18 protein-coding genes are annotated in these 20,972 nt (G+C 54.3%); 15 read left to right on the top strand and 3 right to left on the bottom strand.

All coding sequences use genetic code 11. The annotated features are described in order from the left end of the window. The first annotated feature begins 143 nt into the window (after positions 1 to 143). From CEK60_RS01775 to CEK60_RS01750, 6 genes are read left to right on the top strand one after another with little or no spacing between them, the layout of a single operon-like run. The gene (locus tag CEK60_RS01775) at positions 144 to 1,670 is read left to right on the top strand and encodes an aminoglycoside phosphotransferase family protein (protein ID WP_157697977.1); all 1,527 of its coding nucleotides are present in this window, start codon (positions 144 to 146) and stop codon (positions 1,668 to 1,670) included. Further along, complete coding sequence (locus CEK60_RS01770; protein ID WP_089037563.1) at positions 1,663 to 2,565, top strand: GAK system ATP-grasp enzyme; 903 nt, start codon at positions 1,663 to 1,665, stop codon at positions 2,563 to 2,565. The genes CEK60_RS01775 and CEK60_RS01770 overlap by 8 nt, the downstream gene beginning before the upstream one ends. Beyond that, the gene (locus CEK60_RS01765) at positions 2,562 to 3,677 is read left to right on the top strand and encodes an HprK-related kinase B (protein ID WP_089037562.1); all 1,116 of its coding nucleotides are present in this window, start codon (positions 2,562 to 2,564) and stop codon (positions 3,675 to 3,677) included. The genes CEK60_RS01770 and CEK60_RS01765 overlap by 4 nt, the downstream gene beginning before the upstream one ends. After that, positions 3,677 to 4,369 carry a histidine phosphatase family protein gene (locus tag CEK60_RS01760; protein WP_089037561.1) on the top strand — a complete coding sequence of 231 codons (693 nt, stop codon included), beginning with the start codon at positions 3,677 to 3,679 and terminating at the stop codon, positions 4,367 to 4,369. The genes CEK60_RS01765 and CEK60_RS01760 overlap by 1 nt, the downstream gene beginning before the upstream one ends. A 27-nt stretch (positions 4,370 to 4,396) precedes the next feature. Beyond that, entirely contained in the window at positions 4,397 to 5,728 is a 1,332-nt protein-coding gene (locus CEK60_RS01755; RefSeq protein WP_198361502.1) for a metallophosphoesterase, read from the top strand. Next, positions 5,729 to 6,010: an amphi-Trp domain-containing protein gene (locus tag CEK60_RS01750; RefSeq protein WP_089037559.1), complete on the top strand. Its 282-nt coding sequence runs from the start codon at positions 5,729 to 5,731 to the stop codon at positions 6,008 to 6,010. Positions 6,011 to 6,063: 53 nt separating this feature from the next. On the opposite strand, the gene CEK60_RS01745 is transcribed toward CEK60_RS01750, so the two are convergent. After that, positions 6,064 to 7,575, bottom strand: a complete 1,512-nt coding sequence (locus CEK60_RS01745; RefSeq protein ID WP_089037558.1) for an amidase — start codon at positions 7,573 to 7,575, stop codon at positions 6,064 to 6,066. 125 nt (positions 7,576 to 7,700) lie between these two features. On the opposite strand from CEK60_RS01745, the gene CEK60_RS01740 reads away from it, so the two are divergent. The 4 genes from CEK60_RS01740 to CEK60_RS01725 all read left to right on the top strand — a co-directional run bounded on the left by CEK60_RS01740 (position 7,701) and on the right by CEK60_RS01725 (position 11,828). Next, positions 7,701 to 8,621 (top strand): 3-keto-5-aminohexanoate cleavage protein, encoded by a 921-nt coding sequence (locus tag CEK60_RS01740; RefSeq protein ID WP_089037557.1) that lies wholly within the window; start codon positions 7,701 to 7,703, stop codon positions 8,619 to 8,621. Further along, entirely contained in the window at positions 8,618 to 9,574 is a 957-nt protein-coding gene (locus CEK60_RS01735; RefSeq protein ID WP_089037556.1) for an L-carnitine dehydrogenase, read from the top strand. The genes CEK60_RS01740 and CEK60_RS01735 overlap by 4 nt, the downstream gene beginning before the upstream one ends. Continuing rightward, a complete protein-coding gene (locus CEK60_RS01730; protein WP_089037555.1) occupies positions 9,574 to 10,029 on the top strand; it encodes a thioesterase family protein in 456 nt (151 codons plus the stop codon). Before CEK60_RS01735 ends, CEK60_RS01730 begins: the two co-directional genes overlap by 1 nt. Positions 10,030 to 10,106: 77 nt before the next feature. Further along, the gene (locus CEK60_RS01725; RefSeq protein WP_446718645.1) at positions 10,107 to 11,828 is read left to right on the top strand and encodes a BCCT family transporter; all 1,722 of its coding nucleotides are present in this window, start codon (positions 10,107 to 10,109) and stop codon (positions 11,826 to 11,828) included. Between the two features lie 76 nt (positions 11,829 to 11,904). Here the strand turns inward: CEK60_RS01725 and CEK60_RS01720 are convergent, their stop codons facing one another. After that, positions 11,905 to 12,867: a GlxA family transcriptional regulator gene (locus CEK60_RS01720; RefSeq protein WP_089037553.1), complete on the bottom strand. Its 963-nt coding sequence runs from the start codon at positions 12,865 to 12,867 to the stop codon at positions 11,905 to 11,907. A gap of 174 nt (positions 12,868 to 13,041) precedes the next feature. Here CEK60_RS01720 and hutC point away from each other — a divergent pair, with 174 nt between their 5' ends. Continuing rightward, positions 13,042 to 13,758, top strand: coding sequence for a histidine utilization repressor (gene hutC / locus CEK60_RS01715; RefSeq protein WP_089037552.1), 717 nt, complete (start codon positions 13,042 to 13,044; stop codon positions 13,756 to 13,758). Positions 13,759 to 13,796: 38 nt separating this feature from the next. Here hutC and CEK60_RS01710 read toward each other — a convergent pair whose 3' ends face one another. Next, a complete protein-coding gene (locus tag CEK60_RS01710; protein ID WP_232471455.1) occupies positions 13,797 to 15,119 on the bottom strand; it encodes a YjiH family protein in 1,323 nt (440 codons plus the stop codon). 341 nt (positions 15,120 to 15,460) lie between these two features. On the opposite strand from CEK60_RS01710, the gene hutI reads away from it, so the two are divergent. From hutI to hutH, 4 genes are all read left to right on the top strand, one after another. Then, complete coding sequence (hutI, locus tag CEK60_RS01705) at positions 15,461 to 16,675, top strand: imidazolonepropionase (protein ID WP_089037550.1); 1,215 nt, start codon at positions 15,461 to 15,463, stop codon at positions 16,673 to 16,675. Further along, on the top strand, positions 16,665 to 17,630 hold the full coding sequence (gene hutG / locus CEK60_RS01700) for a formimidoylglutamase (RefSeq protein ID WP_089037549.1): 966 nt from the start codon (positions 16,665 to 16,667) through the stop codon (positions 17,628 to 17,630). Before hutI ends, hutG begins: the two co-directional genes overlap by 11 nt. Before the next feature lie 71 nt (positions 17,631 to 17,701). Further along, the gene (gene hutU, locus CEK60_RS01695; protein WP_089037548.1) at positions 17,702 to 19,381 is read left to right on the top strand and encodes a urocanate hydratase; all 1,680 of its coding nucleotides are present in this window, start codon (positions 17,702 to 17,704) and stop codon (positions 19,379 to 19,381) included. 26 nt (positions 19,382 to 19,407) lie between these two features. Further along, a complete protein-coding gene (gene hutH, locus CEK60_RS01690) occupies positions 19,408 to 20,943 on the top strand; it encodes a histidine ammonia-lyase (RefSeq protein WP_089037547.1) in 1,536 nt (511 codons plus the stop codon). Positions 20,944 to 20,972 lie beyond the last annotated feature (29 nt).

The following is a 20,972-nucleotide window of genomic DNA, read 5'->3' as shown; positions in this document are numbered from 1 at the left end:
AAAAAATGGCACAGTTACTTATAGTAATCCCCCCTTGATTGACACTTTTTACGGTGAGGCAGTCTATCAACGCATCAATTCTAGAGCATTTTTATTTTCTACGATTCGAAGTCGAAAATCACTTCGAGTTAGTTGAAGTTTATGTGACTCAGCCAAGTGGCTCTATTGCGCGACGCCTAATTAATCGCAAGGGTTACCGGAACACGCTACTGGAGAAAGTTGAACTTGCCGTAGCGGTTGATGTACATCGACGTAAAGTCGACGGTGCAGGTTTTCAACAATCCAAGTCGCTTGAGCGCTTGGCAAGATTGCTTGACCAACTGGGGCAGGCCTGCCAAGAGTTTACCGCTATCAATGCTCTGAAACAGCTCCCAGACAAGTCACGTAAAGAGTATGCCAAGCTGATTCGATCGATAGGTAAATCATTGAAGTTGGTGATGATTAATGTCGATGATGCAAACACTCGACAAGGCCTGAAAGTCGGTCACCGAATTCCCAAAATAACCGCCCGCTTAACCGCTGCTTTCGAGCCTGGCGCTTCGGGCATGCGTAATAACGCCGTAGTGGATTTTCAACTTCACCGCATGATTCATCTACTTTCGGAGCTTGCCGACGCCCTACTCTCCGCTAACTTTGGCCCCGCCGTACGCTTACAAAACTACAAGCAGCTGCAAAACGCCGCTCACGTAATGACCGCCCAGAGTGACGATTTTACCGTTGAGCGGCTGGCGCTTACCCGCAGCGGCAGCACCATCGCTACCCTTAAAGCCGAGCACGCCACCTCTGGCAAAATGATGGCAGTCTACAAAGAGGGGGAAAGTCAGAAAGTAATTGAAGAGCTTTACGGGGTAGACCAATGGAAGCGGATCTACCCCAAGGTGGCGCCCACGGTGCTCTCGCATCATGTCGAGCAGGGGGATGAGCTGGGTTCGATGGTGATCGAACACCTCCCCGGCCGGACGCTTGAATCGCTGCTGTTAAACGGCCAGTGGAAATCGGCCAAGCAACTTACCCGCACACTCCAGCGGACGTTGAGAAAAATCTGGAAGACGTCACGTACCAACGAGTCTGCTCAGCCCAAGTATATGCAGCAGTTGCGTAAACGGATGCCGGAAACCCGCCACACTCACCCCAACCTGCTTAGTACGGGCCAGCTAATTTGTGGACTGTCTCGACCAAGCTTTGACCAGTTGATCGATCACGTTGAAAACCTTGAGCAGCACATCCGGGCACCGTTTTCAGTCCTGATCCACGGTGACTTCAACGTCGACAACATTATTTATGACGAATTCAAAGACCGTATCTATTTTATCGATCTGCACCGAGCCTCTTACTCTGACTATGTTCAGGACTTATCAGTACTCATGGCATCCATTTATCGGCTGCCCATTATGGATGTTTCCCCACGGGCCGAGTTAATGGCATTGATCCGACAGCTATATCAATTTGCGTGTCGATTTGCCAAAGACAATAAAGATACAAGTTTTGATGCGCGTCTAGCCATTGCATTAGGGCGCTCCTTTGCGACATCCACGCGCTTTATATATGACAAAAGCTTTGCCAACCGACTCGCGCTAAGAGCGAGCTACCTGCTAGAAGCAATCACACTTCTGAACCCTGAAGAACTTGAGAACTACAGGTTTCCCCTAGAGGACATTTTTAATGACTAAAAAGCGGATTGCAGTTATCGGGATACCTGGCAAGTGGTCAACCGAAGTTCTTGCAAATCACTTGGAAAAGCACACCGGCTTCCGCTGCATCGTCGATATGTCTGAAGTAGTGCTAGAGCTAGAGACAGGCAAGCTACGCTACCGAGACATTGTCCTCAACGAGCTTGACGGGGTGATCATCAAAAAAATAAGCGAAACGTACTCCCCTGCTGCAGACGATCGTTTACGGATGCTTAACAGCCTTGAAGCGGATGGAGTGCGCTGCTTCAGCAGCCCAAGCGAGGTAATGCGTTTAATTAATCGTCTTGAGGGCACTGGCGCATTGGCCGCGGGCGGCATTGCTCTACCATCAACACGTGTTACAGAAAGTATTGAGGCTGCATTAAAGGCCATCAAGGTGTTCGGAACAGCAATCCTAAAACCACTCTACTCGACCAAAGCCCGAGGCATGGTGGTGTTAAAAGCGTCCGATGGTGTCGCGACCAACACACAAAAGTTGAATAAGTTTAAGTCTAAACATGGACTTTTTTATCTACAGAAATTCGTTAACTTAGGTGGTCAGGACTTAGGCATGGTCTTTCTGGGCGGCCAGTATTTATGCACCTATGCCCGTGTTGCCAGTGGCGATGCATGGAACACAACGATACACAGCGGTGGAAAGTATCAAGCCTATGAGCCAAGCCAGGAACTGATTGAGCTTGGCCAAAAAGCCCAGTCATGCTTCACGCTAAGCTTTACCACCGTAGATATTGCATTGACCGATGAGGGCCCTGTGGTATTTGAGGTTTCGGCCTTTGGCGGATTTAGCGGCGCGTTAAAAGGCTGTGGCATCGATGCCAGCGAAAAGTTATGTGATTATGTCCTTAGCCAACTTGAAGTAGAGGCCAGCGAATGACCCATCTGTTTGATGAGAAGCAAATAATGCTGGCTAAGGCTGCTTGTCTCTACGAGCTACCGTTGGTATTCCACGGGCTGACACTGCGTGTGCTGGCTGATAACCCAGCTATTCTGGACTATCTTAAGCAGTACTACGCCAGCTTGACGGCAAGTACCTCTCCTCACACGCTCTCCCCTCACACGTCCCCTCCTCACACTGAACAACGGATATTCCTGCTCGATAGGCAGTTTGATACCAGCGGGATCGATTGGATACCCGTTAAGCGCAACAAAGTCAGTCCTCTTGGCCTGAAAGAAGCCTATGTGGATACACCGAAAGGGCGCTGGATACATAAAGTGCGTACGGGAATGGTGCTATTCCAGTCGTTAACCGACCCGGTTGCGACTGGCGATTTAACCCAACATCGATCTCAAGTAGTCAATTTTATCAACAACCAGTTTCTTAATTATCATCAGCGTGACGGCTACCTATTGGGCCACGCATCAGCCTTTGACATTAATGGCATTACCACCGCCATTGCCGCGAGTTCAGGTGGCGGCAAATCGACATTAATGCTGAAAGCGCTAGAGAGTGAAAAAGCGTGCTTTCTCTCTAATGATCGGATTTTGTTTAAGCCACAAGAGGGTCAGGTCAATGTTATCGGTGTCGCCAAACACCCGCGCGTTAACCCGGGCACGCTGCTTAACTCTGAACGCTTGGTTGCGCTGCTTACCAGCGAGGAGTGCGCCAAGCTGGACCGCATGCCGAAAAGTCAGCTGTGGGATCTTGAGCAAAAATATGATGTGTTGATCCCCAACGCCTACGGCGAGAACAAAACAGCTAGTTCCGGAAAGCTACGTAATCTGGTACTCCTTGACTGGTCCTTAAGCTCAATGGAACCCACACGTTTGAGCAGTGTGGATAGCGATAAAACGCCAGAGGCACTTGAGGGTTTACGCAAAAGCCCTGGGGCATTTTTTCAGCAGGCGGATGGCCATTTCCCTCCCGAACAGACTCAATCTGTCGAGACCTATGCCGATAACTTACGGGGCGTTCAGGTACTGCGCCTTACCGGCAGCATAGACTTTGAGCGTGCCATTGAACTGCTGCAAGCCAAAGGCATTCTCTGATGGTGGCACTGGCTCTAATCAGGCATGGTGAGTACGCACAACGGGCGGACACACCTAGCGCCCTACAGCCTTATCCGCTGACCGCTAAAGGGGCAGCAGACGTTAGGCAGCAAGCTCGGCAATTCGGCGAGTGGCTATCTACGTCAGGCTACCAACTGACTAGCGAAATACACTCCTCGACACTGTTAAGAGCCTGGCAAACAGCTGAGATCTACCGCGAAGAGCTAGCAACACTCTTTACAGATCCCCCCTACTCACGCTGCTTCTCAGCCCTTTGTGAACGCAGTGTTGGAGCGCTGGCCAACCTCAGTGTTAAGGAAATAGAAAGGATCGTTGCCCAGGATCCTCGCCTAGCGCCCTTACCAGAAGGCTGGAAATCAGCCAGCCACTTCAAGCTGCCTTTCGAGGGTGCAGAATCCCTGATCGAGGCAGGCGAACGAGTCGCGGCGCACTTAACGGCACTTTTAAAGACACCATCACGATGCGCAACGGATAACCGACTACAGCTGGTTGTTGGCCATGGCGCATCCATACGTCACGCTAGCTATCATTTAAATGTCATACACTTCAGCGATATTAAGCGGTTAAGTATGTTTTACGGACACCCCGTCGTTTTTGAGCAACAGGCGGAAGGCTGGAACCGATTGTATGGAAACTGGAAGCACCGGCACTTGGCAGACCCAATCGATTAAAAGGTGGCAACTTATAAGATGGCGACGATGACCGCGTTGGACTTTATTCCGAAGGTAAGCAAGCAACCGTATCATGATGCTATCTTGGCGCGCCTGCCGACAGATTGGGTCCCATGGCCTAATGACCAAAGCTCGGTCAACCATGATGATGCATTGAGCACCTTTCTAAAGCGCTCACGGAAAAGTTGCTTTGCCTGGCCCAAGCAGCCTGTCGTATTTATCTCCGACCCTCACGCCGATGCCGAGGCTTTTGAGGCCTCATTAATTGCCGCAGGAGTGATTGAGCGGGATGGACCGCACCCGTGTGAATACGAGCTGACTAAGTTCGGTACAAAAGCGGAAATTGTGGTGGGTGGAGACTGTCTGGACAAAGGGCCGAGCAACCTGACGATGCTACGCAGTTTAGCTCACTTATACCGCCTCAACGCGAACATCACCCTGCTTGCCGGCAACCATGATTTACGCTTGCTCATGGGGCTACTATCCCTGAAACGCGAGACAGATGCCGGAAGCCAGCATCTCTTTGTTCGCATGGGCAAGAAAGTGGTTCCACTGTTCAAAGAAGTCTTCGACCAGTACTTAGCCGATACTCAATGGGACAGGGAGATACCTTCTGAGGCTGCATGCCGTAAAGCCCTTTTTCCAAGCGAGGCGTGGTTCGAGAACTTCCCTTTCTATGCCGCAGGTTTTCTTACCCCTGAAGGTATCGATCGTGAAATTAGCAAGATGGAGAGCAAAGCCCAGAGTTTTGAGGCACATTGCGCAAAAGTCGACCTATCACTCCAGCAAGTCTACGCGGCTGCCATGAAATGCCGCTCGCTGTTCCTAAAAGAATCAGGCGAGTTTGGCTGGTTTTTTCGCCGGATGCAGCTCGTAAAGAAGCGTGGCTCATTTCTGTTCCTGCATGCTGGTCTTGACGACAAGATGGCCGAACTACTCGCTAATCATGGCGTAAAGCATGCCAATCAAGCCTTCAAAAAGAACCTGTTGAGCCAAAATTTATTCAGCTTTTATTATGGCTCACTCGCCAATACCTTCAGAACGAAATATCGCAAAGTCGACCTACCCCTTACCCCGTACGGTGCCAACGTTGCTCGCCGGGCGGGTATTCAAGTACTCGTTCACGGTCATATCAACCAGCACTTTGGGCAACGAGTAACGCTTAAAAACGGTCTCATCCATATCGAAGCCGATATCACTCTGGATGCTCACTCTAGAAAAAATGAAGGGCTAGATGGCCAGGGTGTCGGAGTGACACTCATTGATAAAAAACGCGGTGTTATAGGCCTTAGCTGCGATTACCCCCAGGCAAAAGTGTTCAAACCCAACCGCAAAGGAAAACTGGCGGGAGCTAACTAAATGAAGTCAAAAACTAAGTTCAGCCACGACTCACTACTGGATCGTCAGTCAACCCAAGCGCTTTTGGTCACTCTGGCAAATGCCATCAAAGAAGGCGAGTTAGCCTTTCAGGAAAATGGAGATGACCTAGTGCTTTCACCTCAACAGCTATTGCAAGTTTCCCTGCGGGCAAGCGATGAAGGCGATAAACAGGAAGTGGAAGTGAAGATTAAATGGCGCACCAAAGAGAAAAAAATTTCCGATACACCGCCAAAAATCAAAACCAACACTGGAAAACAGTAACCTCATCAGCAACAGGATGGCCTGGGCCTTCGCACAAGGTACGCTGGATATGGTTAGACATTAGATTCATTTGAAAAGCACTTCATGGCCAGCACACCACCATGCCGCTCCATATCCGCCGCCAGCTGTAGCAGTTGCTTATCCTCACCCAGGCGCCCTACCACTTGTACCCCAACGGGCAATCCATTGGCCGCCACATGGAAAGGTACCGACATAGCAGGCTGACCGGTAAGATTCGCCAATTGCGTGAACGGGGTGCGGCTGAGCGCATCCACCGCCAGGTGCTTTAACACCCCTGCTTTTAGTGCCAGCGCTGATGCACCAGGAACCGCTAACAGAGACATTAATCGCTCGCGAGCCGCAGAGGGGTACAGCTCGCCTATTTTGGGAGCAGTATCCGCGGCTACCGGCAACACCAGGGCGTCATAACGCTGGTGAAACTGGCTCATCTGTTCGGCAGCCTCGTGCCAATAGCGCTTGGCTAGCTCGTAATCTTTCGCCGAAAGCTTAGCGCCCAGCCTACCAACGGCGCGGGTAGACGGCTCAATGGCTAACCGATGCACCGGCACACCGGTTTGCTGGCTTACCCACTGAAGATCAGCGGCTAAATGGCCAAGGTAGAGCGTCAGGTAACTATCGGCCAAGGCGTCACCATCAACCGGTGGTTCGCACCACTCCACCTCATGCCCCATGTCGGCCAGTGCCTTGGCGGCCTTCTCAACCGCTATTTTCACATCGGTACTTAATTGGGTATCCAGTCCGTAACTCAAAAAATTACCCAGCGACACAGCGATGCGCAGCGGCTTAGAGGAGGCTGATAAGGCATCCACATAGCCCGTTTCCCGCGGAACGGGGTAAGGCCCAGAAGGCGCCATGCCGTTAATCTGTTCTAGCAACGCTGCACTATCGCGCACGCTACGGGTGATGGCATGCTCGACCACCGCGCCCTGCCATACTTCACCGTGGGCAGGCGCTAACGGCACCCGCCCGCGAGAAGGTTTAAAACCGAACAAACCACAATAACTGGCGGGAATGCGGATAGAACCACCACCATCGCCTGCCAACGCAATAGGCACCATCCCGCTAGCGACCGCCGCTGCGGCGCCACCGCTTGAGCCGCCTGGGGAATAGCCCTCTCGACATGGGTTTTGCGGGTGGGGAAATGCCTTAGGCTCTGTAATCCCCATTAGCCCTAATTCCGGCGTGGCCGTTTGCCCCATCACCACTAACCCTGCCGCCCGCACACGCTGAATAATCAGCGAATCTTGCTTAGGGCACCACGCTGATAACGATGCACTTCCGAACGCCAGCGGCTCGCCTGCTAGCGCCATCAATAAGTCTTTACTTAGCGTGGGGACACCCGCAAACACCGAGTTTTCCAACACTTGGTCACACTCATGCTTTGCTTTTTCAAAGCGTGTTCGAACCACTGCATGAAGAGATGGGTTAAGCGTTTCAATCGCAGCTACTGCCGCATCGAACACCTCCGCTTGACTTACCTCTCGGCGGCGAATCAGGTCAGCAAGGCCAGTGGCGTCAAACTTTTGGTAATCCTCAAGATGCATCGCATTAACTCCACTTATCAATAACGACGCTTTGTGCATATTTAACGTCGCTTATTGTCAATTATCATCACGCTATTTAGCCATACTGAAGCACGTTACTTAGAACCACTCTCAAGGAGCGGCCAATGAACCGCAACGTTATTTTAACTTGCGCTGTTACCGGCGCAGGCGATACCACCGGCAAAAACCCACATGTGCCTATCACACCTAAACAAATCGCTAACGACTGTATTACCGCAGCCAAAGCCGGTGCCAGCGTTGCGCATATCCATGTCCGTGACCCTGAAACCGGCGGCATCAGCCACTCTCTCGAGCATTTTCGTGAGGTGATGCAGCGTGTGCGCGAGGCCGAGGTGGATATTGTCATGAACATTACTGCTGGCGGTGGCGGTGATTGGATTCCTGACGCCCAGGACCCCACACGCGGCGGCCCCGGCACGGATATCCAGACGCCCGCCCAACGCCATGAGCCAGTCGGTGAGCTTTTGCCCGAACTCTGCACCCTAGACTGCGGCAGCCTCAACTTCGGCGACATGGTCTACGTAAACCCTGCCGACTGGCTACGCGAGCACGCCCGCCTGGTGCAGGCCGCTGGCGTCAAGCCAGAACTGGAATGTTTCGACCTGGGCCACGTTTGGTTCGCACGCCAGCTACAGCAGGAAGGACTGATCGATGGCGATCCTCTTTATCAGCTTTGTTTAGGCATCCCCTGGGGCGCTGAAGCCGATACTGAAACGATGTTGACCATGCGCAATAAACTGCCAGAAAACGCTCAGTGGGCAGCTTTCGGCATCGGTCGACATCAGATGCCCATGGTGGCTCAGGCAGTTCTACTAGGCGGCCATGCCCGCGTCGGTCTTGAAGATAATCTTTATCTTAAAAAGGGCGTAATGGCGACTAATGGGCAATTAGTTGAGAAAGCCGCCACTGTCATCGACAACCTGGGAGGCCGAGTGATGACACCCGCAGAAACTCGCGTGCACCTCAACTTGCGCGATCCGCATAGCAGCCACTCCAACGCACTAACCACGGAAGGTCAGGCATGAGTCAACAGCTATCGGTTATAGGCACAGGGGTGATTGGCAATGGCTGGATCGCGCGCGCTCTGGCTCGGGGCTGGGACGTCGTGGCCTTTGATCCAGCCCCTGATGCGCCACTGCGTACTCGCGCCTTCGTTGAAAATGCATGGGGATCTTTGCAGCGCCAGGGTCTAGCCGAGGGCGCCAGCCCCCAGCGGCTGCGCTTCGTGGAAAGCCTTGAGGCAGCTGTTGAAGGTGCCGACCTGATCCAGGAAAACGTACCCGAGCGACTCGCGCTTAAGCGTGAGGTGCTTGCCGCCCTGGATGCCGCAGCAGCCCCAGAGATCTTGATTGGATCGTCAACGTCCGGCTTCAAACCCACTGACTTGCAGCATGCCTGCACACGGGCACCGGGCCGCGTGATCGTCGCACACCCCTTTAATCCCGTTTATTTACTGCCGCTCGTGGAACTGGTGGGCGGGGAAGCCACCACGTCTGACGAGCTAGCGCGTGCCCAGGCCCTCTACCAAACACTCGCCATGCGCCCGCTGGTCGTGCGCCGGGAAATTGAGGGGCATATTGCTGACCGCCTGATGGAAGCGCTCTGGCGTGAGGCGCTGCACCTAGTCAATGATGGCGTTGCAACAACCGAAGAGATAGATGCCGCCGTCGTCTACGGCTGTGGTTTGCGTTGGTCACTAATGGGCACCTTTCTCACCTTTCATTTGGCTGGTGGCGAGTCAGGGATGCGCCATATGCTTGAACAGTTCGGTCCGGCGTTAAAACTACCGTGGACAAAGCTTGAAGCTCCCGAGCTTACCAACGAGCTTATTGATCGCGTGGTAGAAGGCTGCGAGCATCAAGCCGCTGGTCGCTCAGTGGCCGAGCTGGATCGCCGCCGTGATGACTTTCTGGTGGAACTGCTCGGCTTAGTACAAAAATATTGGCCTGAAGCCGAAGGTTTGGAAGGACGTATCTAATGATTATTTTACAAAGCCGCGTTGCCTCAGAATGGGTCGACTACAACGGCCATATGAACGACGCCGAATATGCCCGGGTCTTCTCACTGGCAGTAGAAGAACTCATGGAGCATATCGGCTTAGATAGCGCAGGCCGAGCACGCTACGGCTACACCATCTACACCCTTGAGACGCATCTTTGTTATCGCCGCGAGGCCCACGAAGGGCAACCACTCTGCGTGGAGCTGACCCTGCTGGATCACGATACCAAACGCCTGCATGCTTTCTTCAAGCTACAGGATGAGACAGGCAACCTGCTTGCCACCAGCGAGCAGATGCTGATGGGCATTGATATCGATACCACTCGCCCTGCGCCTTTCCCGGCCCCCGTTGAAGAAGCCATTGCAGCTCTACCCCAAGCTGAGCCTTCGGCCTGGCCAGAGTTGGCCGGCCGCACTATTGCCATACGGCGATAACGACACGGCAAAACCACATATCAAAGCAACACTAAAAATAATGAGAACCGTCCGCCAGCACGGACGGTTGATCGGGATTGCCGGCCCGACGTCCGGCCCAAGAGGACAAGCATATCGCTACGCCAACTTCCCCTCACCGACCCACGCCGCCTTCGCATAACAACTCACCCAAGGCCGAACTCAGTACAGACTACATGGTGACAGAGCTCGCCCAAGGCGGTTTCTTCCAAGGCATGCACAAGGGAATGACGCTAACCGCTAGCGGCCTAGTGCTGCTCTTCGTACTTTTCACCGGGCTTGGCTCAGATACAGCGGGCAGCGTGTTCGGAGCAACTCGCGCCTGGATCGAGAGCACGTTTAGCGGGTATTACCTAATTACCGTCATGCTGCTACTAGCAGTCTGCGCCTTCATTGTCTTCAGCCGCTATGGAAGCGTAAGGCTTGGCACTGACGACAGCCGCCCAGAGTTCAGCAACTTTGCGTGGTTCTCGATGCTCTTCTCTGCAGGTATCGGCATTGGCATCCTGTTTTTTGGCGTCGCTGAGCCCGTGTTCTACCTTGACGATACTGGCGCCTTTGGCTATCCCAACAATCCTCATGCCGACATGGCCGGTGCCGCCGCCATCGGTCACGAGCGCGCTATCGATGCGTTACGCGTCACCGTTTTTCACTGGGGCCTTCACGGCTGGGCCATCTACGTGATTGTCGGTATGTCGCTGGCGTATTTTGCTTATCGAAAAGGGTTGCCGCTCGCACTGCGCTCGGCGCTTTATCCTTTTATCGGTGAACGCATCTTCGGCCCTATCGGCCACCTGTTTGATATCCTTGGGGTGCTGGGCTGCGTCTTTGGCGTCGCTACTTCGCTGGGGCTTGGGGTTAGCCAAATGGCCGTTGGCTTAGAACGGCTAATAGGGGTCGACCCAGGGCTAAATACCCAGTTAATACTTATCGCGGGTATTTCAGTTATCTCAATACTCTCAGCCGTATCCGGCGTACGCGGCGGTATTCGTCTTATTTCCGAGATGAATATCTGGGTGTCCCTAGTGGTCGTGAGCATTTTCCTAATTACAGGCCCCACGCTGTGGCTCATCATGGCATTCGGCGAAACCATGCTCGACTACGCTATCAATTTTATTCCCATGGGGCTTTGGTACGCGGATGAAGAAGGCACCGCCGCTTGGCAACAAGGTTGGACAATCTTCTACTGGGGCTGGTGGCTAGCCTGGGCTCCCTTTGTCGGTCTTTTCATCGCGCGAATTTCTAAAGGCCGTACCTTACGCGAGTTTGTATTGGGCGTTCTGTTAGTACCTACCCTGATCATTTTTGTTTGGCTGATCATCTTTGGCGGCAACGCCATGTATCAGGAGTTATATGCAACGAATGGCCCTGGTAGCGCCGGTATTATTGAGCTGGTTAACGCTTGGAACCTACCCTCAGCACTGTTTGCCACGGCTGATGGCATTGTCGGCAGCGGCACGTTTGGCTGGATACTCTCCGCCATGATGGTATTTCTGCTAATGAGCTGGTTTGTCACCTCTTCAGACTCCGGCACATTAGTGCTAACCACCATTTTATCGTTAGGTGACAATGAACCGCCTAAACGCTTCCGAGTGTTCTGGGGCGTGGTGATTGGTTTAGTGGCGGCGGTACTGCTGGTTGCCGGTGGTCTTACGGCGCTGCAAACAGCCCTTATTGCAGCCGCCCTGCCACTCAGTGTTGTAGTGCTAGTGATGACGGCTGGTGTGCTGATTTCGCTGTTCCGCGAGACGCTCGATGCCCGACGCAGAAAAATGGCCTAGCACTCTGCCCTGTCACGCCAGGTGCGCTTAGCTGCGACGCCTGGCGTACTTTCCCTTTTTAGCAACAACTCTCCTTTCAAGCACCGCGTGAGGCACGCGGCGAACAGCCAAAATGGGCACGGAAAGCACGTGCAAAGCTGGAGCTCGAACCAAACCCACACGCAACGCCCACCGCTAAAATCTCCATATCAGTTTCAATCAGCAAACGCTTTGCCCGCGCTAAACGAAGTGACAAATACCACTGGCGCGGTGTTTGATGAAGATGATCCTCAAACAACCGCTGCAGCTGACGAGATGACACACCGCTTCGGCGTGCAATCTCAGCCAAAGCAAGAGGCTCCTCTAAATGTCTTTCCATCAATGCAACGGCTTCCACTAAACGCCGGTTATGAGTGCCTAACCGCTGCGCTAACGACATCCGTTGCTGGTCGCTGCGGCTACGTAACCGCTCATGAATAAGCTGTTCCGAGACATCGACGGCTAATTTGCTCCCGTGACGTCTGGCGATGACGGCTAAGGCCATATCCATGGCTGCGGCACCGCCCGCACAGGAAAAACGCCGCTCCCCGATCTCAAATAGCTCGTCGGTGGTTTCAATCGTTGGAAAACGCTCACGAAAGACCGGCAAGCTCTCCCAATGCAAGGTGACCCGCTCCCCCTTCAATAACTGGGCAGCAGCTAATATAAACCCTCCGGTGTCCAACCCACCCAGAGCACATCCGGCTTGATCAAGCCGATGTAGCCATGAAATGAGCGCTCGACTTAAATGGTCTTCAGGCTCAAAGCCGCTACATACAGCCAACGATGGCAGGTCGAGACCACCACCCATGGTCTGATCGACTAATAGCGTCATGCCATTGCTTGCGGTGACTGGCTCACCATCACGACTAAATAGCGTCCACTCAAACAGCGTTTGGTCGCTGATACGATTGGCTATGCGTAGCGGCTCTACCGCAGAAAAAAATGCCATCATTGAAAAGCGCGGTAATAATAAAAAACCAACGCGCTCTGGCAGTGCTCCAGAATAGTTTAGGCGCAAAATAACTCCTAAAATAAGCGCTTTCTTATCGATGCTGACGATTACTAAACGAATCAGGCAACGCCAATGAATCCTCGTACATAATACACGCCCAACCAGCAACAGGATGCCCTGGGCCTTTGCACAAGGTACACTGGATAGGGTTAGACATTAGATTCATTTGAAAGGCACTTCATGACCAGCGCTCCCCCACTTTATCTGCAAATACAGCAGCACCTGTTAGAGAAAATCCAGGGCGGTGCCTGGCCAGCACACCACCAGATCCCTCCCGAAGAGCAACTTGCCCGAGATTTTGGGGTAAGCCGAATGACAGCTAATAAAGCGATTCGTGATCTCGTCCAAAAAGGCTACCTAACACGCCAGCCTGGGTTAGGTACCTTCGTGACAGATCGCAAGGCAGAGTCATCCCTGGTCGAGGTCTATAACATTGCCGATGAAGTGCGCTTCAGGGGACACCATTACAGTAATCACGTACTGGTATGCGAAGCCATTGAAGCGGATGACGAAGTCGCTTTACGGCTAGGCGTTCGCTTGGGTAGCCGCGTGTTTCAAACGCTGCTGGTACATTTGGAAGACGACACGCCTATTCAGCTTGAAAACCGCTATGTTAACCCTCGCTGGGTACCCAACTACTTAACCAGTGATTTTTCACTGCACACACCCAATGAAGTATTGGTAGCGGCCTGCCCGATTACTGACGTAGAGCACACTGTCGAAGCCGTGCTTGTCGACCAGCAAACTGCCGATTGGCTTGCTATTGATACCGCCACCCCCTGCCTGAGCATGGTACGGCGCACGTGGTCAGGCGAGCAGCTCATCAGCTATGCCCGCCTACTGCACCCAGGCGACCGCTACAAGCTGCGCTCCTCGGTGCATCGCCAAGCGTCTTAATGAAGGGCTTGGAGGATAAGCGCTTAGCTGGTAAAAACCTAGCTGATAAGCGCTTGCATCAAATATCCGGTGGGTATGGCGAGCATCAAGCTTAATGCAACGCGAATAAACCACACCACCACCATGCGCCCTACAGAAAGCGGAATGCTCGTAGAGAGGATGCAAGGAATTGAGGCGGAGAAGAACAGCACAGCAGATACTGATACAACGCCTGCAGCAAAACGCGCGACAAAGTCCGCTTCTGCCATTAACAGTGCCGGTAAAAACATTTCGGCAAGGCCAGCAGCGGATGCCTGGGCAAGCGCGGCAGCATCAGCAATGCCCCACACAGCCACAAAGGGGTAAAACAGCCAACCCAGCCACTCAAATAGCGGCGTGTATTTAGCCGCAAGCAAGCCTAGCAAACCCACCGACATGATCGAAGGTAGGATGCTAATCGCCATCACTAGCCCTTCTTTAAAGTTAATCGCGACACTTTTATGCAACGCCGGTGCTCGGGCGGCCACTTCCAACCCGGTCTGCCATGCCGTTAGCAAGCGTTTGCCTGGCTCCGCCGTCGGTTCACCATCTTCAGCGCTGTCATCCATACGCGATAATGGCGGCAAACGAACGGTGACCGCCGTGACGATAAACGTGATCACTAACGTTAGCCAAAAATAGGCGTTCCACACCGCCATTAAATCCAGCGTGCGCGCCACAATGATCATGAACGTTGCCGAGACGGTAGAGAACCCCGTGGCGATAATGGCCGCTTCCCGCGCGGAATACTGACCCGCCTGATACACCCGGTTGGTAATCAATAATCCGATAGAGTAACTGCCCACGAATGAAGCGACCGCATCGATTGCCGAACGTCCTGGCGTTCGCCAAATGGGCCGCATTACGGGTTGAACCAGCACGCCAATAAGCTCAAGCAACCCATAACTGATCAACAAGGCCAGGAAAATCGCGCCAATAGGAACGATCAAACCAACGGGAATCACCAGCTTTTCAAACAGGAAAGGCAGCATATCGGGTTCATGCAGAAAGGCAGGCCCCCAGCCAGTCAGCGCCATCAGGGCAGCCATTACCCCAAGCAATTTTAGTGCGGTAAAAATGCGCTCGGTAACGTTTCGATTCCAGTAGCCTCGAATCAACGGGTACGCAGCCCCAGCGGCAATCAGCGCCAGCGCATAGAAGCCACTTGCATCTCCTAGCCAGCTCCGGGCACCAGTCACCATGTGGTCGAGCAATATAGTGCTGCGACCGCCAATTTCGACAGGCACGAAGAAAATCAAAATCCCCAGCGCACTTGGCAAAAACAGTTTGAGGATCAGCGCGGCGCTGGGCCGCTGGCGGGTTGTAGTATTGGGAGGGAGCATGAGCATGCCTCTTGTTGTGTAACAGCGTTTAGTGAGCCTTCCACGTATCTTCAACACTTAATGTATATACATATACACACCAATTGAAGAGCACTCCCAGCCAATATAAATAGACATTAGTCTAATAAATCAGCCTAAAAACAGCCTTCATTAACATCAAAAAACACATAACAAACTGTTTAAAATACCAAAAACAGCAACACCTCATCTTTTCATGTATTTCACCCTTCGCGCTATTTTGTAACAAGCAGCTTGACGAATTGGCTCATATTGACCTTAATTGTATATACATTAAGATTTGAAAATAAATTTTTGAACATCGCCTTTGAAAGGAGCTCCTCATGCCGAATGCAACGGATCGTCGCCTCTGGCGCGATATCAGCGTCTTCGATGGCTTGCGGACATTGCCCGACCGCATGGCCGTTATTACCGAAGGGGCACACATCATCACCTTGTCGCCCATGAGTGAGTTCGACGAGCAACTCGCCAATAACTGCACAGAGATGGGCAGTGGCGGTGTGATGACCCCTGGTCTTGTGGATTGCCACACCCACCTTGTCTTTGGCGGTTCCCGGGCTGAAGAGTTTGAAGCGCGGCTTGAAGGGGCTAGCTATGAAGAGATTGCTAAACGCGGTGGCGGCATTCTCAGTACCGTTCGTGCCACGCGTGAAGCTAGCGAAGATGAGCTGCTAAGACTCGCTAAACCGCGTCTTGAAGCACTGATTGCTGACGGCGTTACCACCGTGGAGATTAAGTCTGGCTACGGGCTTACCGTCAAAGATGAACTGAAGATGCTGCGTGTCGCGCGCCGTCTCGGCAAGATGCTGCCAGTCAACGTCGTCACGACGCTGCTGGGCGCCCATGCCCTCCCCCCAGAATACAAAGATGACAGCGACGGCTATATTGATCTTGTCTGCCAGGAAATGATCCCCGCAGCAGTGGCTGAAGGCCTGGCAGATGCGGTTGATGTGTTCTGCGAAAAAATCGCCTTCTCGGTGGAACAGTGCGAGCGAGTGTTTGCAGCCGCCGAGGCCCACGGCCTACCCATCAAGGCACACGCCGAACAGCTCTCTAACCTGGGCGGAACGGCCATGGCCGCACGCCACGGAGCCCTATCTGCTGACCACATTGAGTACCTGGATGACACTGGCATCGCTGCCATGCATGAGGCCGGTAGTGTGGCGGTAATCCTGCCCGGTGCTTTCCATACCCTTCGTGAAACGCAACAACCGCCGATTGCGGCGCTGCGCAGCGCAGGCGTTCCAATGGCGGTGGCTACCGACGCCAACCCCGGCAGCTCCCCACTGTTTATGCCCACGCTAATGCTCAACTTGGCCTGCACGCTGTTCCGCCTGACTCCCCAAGAGGCACTGGCGGGCATGACAGCCCATGGGGCAACTGCGCTAGGCCTATCGGGCAAAGGGCGCATCCACGAAGGTGCAGAAGCCGACCTCTGTGTATGGGATATCGATGCACCCGCCGAGCTCGCTTACGCCGTACAACCAGGACGCCTTCGTCAGCGCATGTTCCAGGGAGTGCTTACCCATGGCCATTAACAGTAAAGCCACTGCCCCTGAACTCGACATGTCACTCTGGACGGGCCGAACAGACCCAGAACCCAACAGTGAGCGCTGGCATCAAAAGATCCAACCGCTTAGCCCAACGGTAGCACCGGGCTGTGCTTTACTAGGTTTTGAAAGCGATGCCGGTGTAGCCAGAAACCAAGGGCGTACCGGTGCCGCACAAGGCCCTTCGGCACTGCGTAAAGCGCTAGCACCACTGGCGTGGCACCGTACAGGCCCCGCCTATGATGCGGGAAATGTACGTTGCGAAGGCGACGCCCTGGAAACCGCCCAACAAGCCCTCGCCGATCGATTAGCAGCGTTGCTTAAGGCTGAACACTTTCCCGTTGTGCTAGGTGGCGGCCATGAGGTGGCCTACGGTAGCTGGCTGGGGCTTGCCCAGCATCTCGCTGATAGCGGTGAAAAAGCACCACGCATCGGCATTATCAATTTTGATGCCCACTTCGATCTGCGCGATCCCTCTCATGTGCGCTCTTCGGGCACCCCCTTTACGCAAATTGCTGATGAATGCGCCAAGCGCGGCTGGCCGTTTCGCTACGCCTGCTTAGGTGTAAGCCGCGCTGCCAACACGCGCGCACTGTTTAACCGTGCTGCACAACTCGGCGTCATGGTTCGTGAAGACCGGGACTTTCAACCGGCCCACCTTGAGTGCATTCGGCGCGACCTGGAGCGCTTCATGGTGCGTTGCGATCACCTCTATCTGACCATCGATCTGGATGTACTGCCCGCTGGGGAAGCCCCTGGCGTCAGTGCTCCCGCCGCTCGCGGCGTCTCACTCGCACTGATTGAACCGCTGATTGAGACCATTCGCGACAGCGGCAAGCTGCGCTTAGCTGATCTCGCCGAGCTAAATCCAGATCACGATATCGATAGCCGTACGGCCCGCGCGGCAGCACGAATTGTCTTTCAGTTGGCGCTCGACACCTAGCGCCTGGATTCGTTAATCCATCTATTACTAGCCCTTTAATAACAAACCGATGACTCAAGAGGAGTTTCGCCATGTCCACTAACGACAAACGTCACGACGCATCCCGTAAGATTGCTGCCCCTACCGGCAGCCAGCTCAGTTGCAAAAGCTGGCTGACCGAAGCCCCGCTGCGCATGCTAATGAACAACCTCCATCCTGACGTGGCCGAACGCCCCGAGGACTTGGTGGTGTATGGCGGCATTGGCCGCGCTGCGCGTGATTGGGAGTGCTACGACAAAATCGTTGAGACCCTGCAGCGCCTGGAGGACACGCAAACCTTACTGGTGCAATCCGGCAAGCCGGTAGGCGTATTTGAAACCCATAAAGACGCCCCGCGGGTACTTATTGCCAACTCCAACCTGGTCCCCGCCTGGGCCAACTGGGAACACTTCAACGAGTTGGATCGTAAAGGCCTAATGATGTACGGCCAGATGACCGCAGGCTCATGGATTTACATCGGCTCTCAAGGCATTGTCCAAGGCACCTACGAAACCTTTGTGGAAGCGGGCCGCCAACACTTCGACGGCAACCTGACAGGCCGCTGGGTTCTCACTGCGGGTCTGGGTGGTATGGGGGGCGCTCAACCACTCGCCGCCACCTTGGCCGGCGCCTGCTCGCTAAATATCGAGTGCCAGCAAACCAGCATCGACTTCCGCCTGCGCACGCGCTATTTAGATGAACAAGCAGACGATCTCGACGATGCGTTAGCGCGTATCGAACGCTACACTGCCGAAGGCAAAGCCGTCTCGATTGGCCTATGTGCGAATGCCGCGGATGTATTACCCGAACTGGTCAAGCGTGGCGTTAAGCCCGACATGGTGACTGACCAAACCAGTGCCCACGACCCGCTACACGGCTACCTGCCTGCAGGCTGGACCTGGGAAGAGTACGTGGCACGTGGTAAATCCGAACCACAAGCCACCGTAAAAGCGGCCAAGCAGTCGATGGCCGTGCATGTACAAGCCATGCTCGACTTCCAGAAGATGGGCGTACCCACTTTCGACTACGGCAACAATATTCGCCAAATGGCTCAAGAAGAAGGCGTTGAAAATGCCTTCGACTTCCCTGGTTTTGTACCCGCCTATATCCGCCCCTTATTCTGCCAGGGAATTGGCCCCTTCCGCTGGGCCGCGCTTTCAGGCGACCCGGAAGACATTTACAAAACCGACCAGAAAGTCAAAGAGCTGATCCCTGACGACCCGCACCTGCATAACTGGCTGGATATGGCCCGCGAGCGCATCAGCTTCCAAGGCCTTCCGGCACGTATCTGCTGGGTCGGCCTGAAAGATCGTGCGCGTCTTGGCCAAGCCTTCAACGAGATGGTCAAAAACGGCGAGCTTAAAGCACCCGTCGTGATTGGCCGTGACCACCTGGACTCCGGCTCCGTGGCAAGCCCCAACCGCGAAACCGAGGCGATGATGGATGGCTCCGACGCGGTCTCCGACTGGCCGCTGCTGAATGCCCTGCTTAACACCGCCGGTGGCGCGACTTGGGTATCGCTACACCACGGTGGTGGTGTCGGCATGGGCTATTCACAACACTCTGGGGTGGTTATCGTCGCCGACGGCACCGATGATGCCCACGCACGCCTTGGCCGCGTGCTGCGCAACGACCCGGGCACTGGCGTTATGCGCCATGCCGATGCAGGCTACGACATTGCCAAACAATCTGCCCGTGAAAACGGCCTCGATTTGCCGATGCTGAAGAGCTAATTCAACAACTACAAGGAGCACTCATAATGACCCATCTCGATATTCAGCCCGGCAAAGTGACACTGGCGCAGGCGCGCCAGGTCTTTCAATCCCCCGTCACGGTTAGCCTGCCTAGCAGTGCCGACGAGGCGATCCAAAAAAGCGTCGATTGTGTCAATCGGGTAGTCGAGGAAAACCGCACGGTCTACGGTATTAACACCGGGTTCGGGCTGCTTGCTCAAACACGTATCGCCGATGAAGACCTGGAAGCACTGCAGCGTTCGTTAGTGCTTTCCCATGCCACCGGCGTGGGCGCTGCGATGGATGACAGCCTTGTGCGGCTGATCATGGTGCTTAAGGTTAACAGCCTGGCACGCGGCTTTTCCGGTATTCGTCGTGAAGTGCTTGATGCCCTTATCGCATTGATCAACGCCGAGGTGTATCCGCATATTCCGCTCAAAGGTTCTGTGGGTGCGTCAGGTGATCTCGCGCCACTGGCCCATATGAGTGTGGTACTGATTGGTGAAGGCAAAGCACGCTACAAAGGCGAGTGGCTCAGTGCCGAAGAAGCGCTAAAAGTCGCCGGTCTTAGCCCGATTGCCCTGGCCCCCAAAGAGGGTCTTGCGCTGCTCAACGGCACCCAGGTGTCAACGGCTTACGCGCTACGCGGTCTGTTCGATGCCGAAGACCTCTATGCTGCCGCCACGGTTTGCGGCTCACTGACGGTTGAAGCCACGCTGGGCTCACGCTCACCGTTCGATGCGCGCATTCATGAAGTACGTGGCCAACGTGGCCAGATCGATGCGGCGGCGGCCTACCGACATTTACTCGGCGAGAGCAGCGACATCGGCAACTCTCACGCCAACTGCGATAAAGTGCAAGACCCTTACTCCTTGCGCTGCCAGCCACAGGTGATGGGTGCAGCACTGACACAGATTCGCCATGTTGCCGACATACTGGCGGTGGAAATCAACGCGGTATCCGACAACCCCCTGGTGTTTGAAGATACCGACGACATCATCTCCGGCGGCAACTTCCATGCCGAACCGGTGGCCATGGCGGCTGATAACTTAGCCTTGGCGATTGCCGAAATTGGCTCACTGGCGGAACGACGCATCTCGCTGATGATGGACAAACACATGTCCCAGTTACCGCCCTTCCTGGTCGAGAAAGGCGGCGTCAACTCTGGGTTTATGATCGCCCAGGTAACTGCAGCCGCGCTTGCCAGTGAAAACAAAGCGTTAGCGCACCCGCACAGCGTGGATAGCCTGCCCACTTCAGCCAACCAGGAAGACCATGTTTCCATGGCCCCGGCAGCGGGCAAACGCTTATGGGAAATGGCCGATAACGTGCGTGGCATTCTCGCCATTGAATGGCTAGGCGCCTGCCAGGGGCTGGACATGCGCCACGGCCTAACCACCACTGCACCGCTGGAACAAGCCAAGCAGTTGCTGCGTGAACATGTCACCCACTACGAACAGGACCGCTTCTTTGCGCCAGACATTGAAGCAGCCAGCAACTTGTTGGCAGCCAGAACGCTGAGCCACCTGCTTCGCCCTGGCACCCTGCCAAGCCAGCACTAAGCGGCCATTCTTGCCCCGCAGCAACAAGC

The sequence above is a fragment of the Halomonas sp. N3-2A genome (genome assembly GCF_002216165.1).
In the GTDB taxonomy this organism is placed as follows: Bacteria; Pseudomonadota; Gammaproteobacteria; order Pseudomonadales; family Halomonadaceae; genus Vreelandella.
Note: the sequence above shows the minus strand (reverse complement) of the source record. Positions and strands in the feature narration are given on the sequence as shown.

What these genes read in the sequence shown, in the direction of transcription:
- CEK60_RS01770 (WP_089037563.1), top strand. Translation starts at nt 1,663, where the DNA reads ATGACTAAAAAGCGGATTGCAGTTATCGGGATACCTGGCAAGTGGTCA.
- CEK60_RS01765 (WP_089037562.1), top strand. Translation starts at nt 2,562, where the DNA reads ATGACCCATCTGTTTGATGAGAAGCAAATAATGCTGGCTAAGGCTGCT.
- CEK60_RS01760 (WP_089037561.1), top strand. Translation starts at nt 3,677, where the DNA reads ATGGTGGCACTGGCTCTAATCAGGCATGGTGAGTACGCACAACGGGCG.
- CEK60_RS01755 (WP_198361502.1), top strand. Translation starts at nt 4,397, where the DNA reads ATGACCGCGTTGGACTTTATTCCGAAGGTAAGCAAGCAACCGTATCAT.
- CEK60_RS01750 (WP_089037559.1), top strand. Translation starts at nt 5,729, where the DNA reads ATGAAGTCAAAAACTAAGTTCAGCCACGACTCACTACTGGATCGTCAG.
- CEK60_RS01745 (WP_089037558.1), bottom strand. Translation starts at nt 7,575, where the DNA reads ATGCATCTTGAGGATTACCAAAAGTTTGACGCCACTGGCCTTGCTGAC.
- CEK60_RS01740 (WP_089037557.1), top strand. Translation starts at nt 7,701, where the DNA reads ATGAACCGCAACGTTATTTTAACTTGCGCTGTTACCGGCGCAGGCGAT.
- CEK60_RS01735 (WP_089037556.1), top strand. Translation starts at nt 8,618, where the DNA reads ATGAGTCAACAGCTATCGGTTATAGGCACAGGGGTGATTGGCAATGGC.
- CEK60_RS01730 (WP_089037555.1), top strand. Translation starts at nt 9,574, where the DNA reads ATGATTATTTTACAAAGCCGCGTTGCCTCAGAATGGGTCGACTACAAC.
- hutC (WP_089037552.1), top strand. Translation starts at nt 13,042, where the DNA reads ATGACCAGCGCTCCCCCACTTTATCTGCAAATACAGCAGCACCTGTTA.
- CEK60_RS01710 (WP_232471455.1), bottom strand. Translation starts at nt 15,119, where the DNA reads ATGCTCCCTCCCAATACTACAACCCGCCAGCGGCCCAGCGCCGCGCTG.
- hutI (WP_089037550.1), top strand. Translation starts at nt 15,461, where the DNA reads ATGCCGAATGCAACGGATCGTCGCCTCTGGCGCGATATCAGCGTCTTC.
- hutG (WP_089037549.1), top strand. Translation starts at nt 16,665, where the DNA reads ATGGCCATTAACAGTAAAGCCACTGCCCCTGAACTCGACATGTCACTC.
- hutU (WP_089037548.1), top strand. Translation starts at nt 17,702, where the DNA reads ATGTCCACTAACGACAAACGTCACGACGCATCCCGTAAGATTGCTGCC.
- hutH (WP_089037547.1), top strand. Translation starts at nt 19,408, where the DNA reads ATGACCCATCTCGATATTCAGCCCGGCAAAGTGACACTGGCGCAGGCG.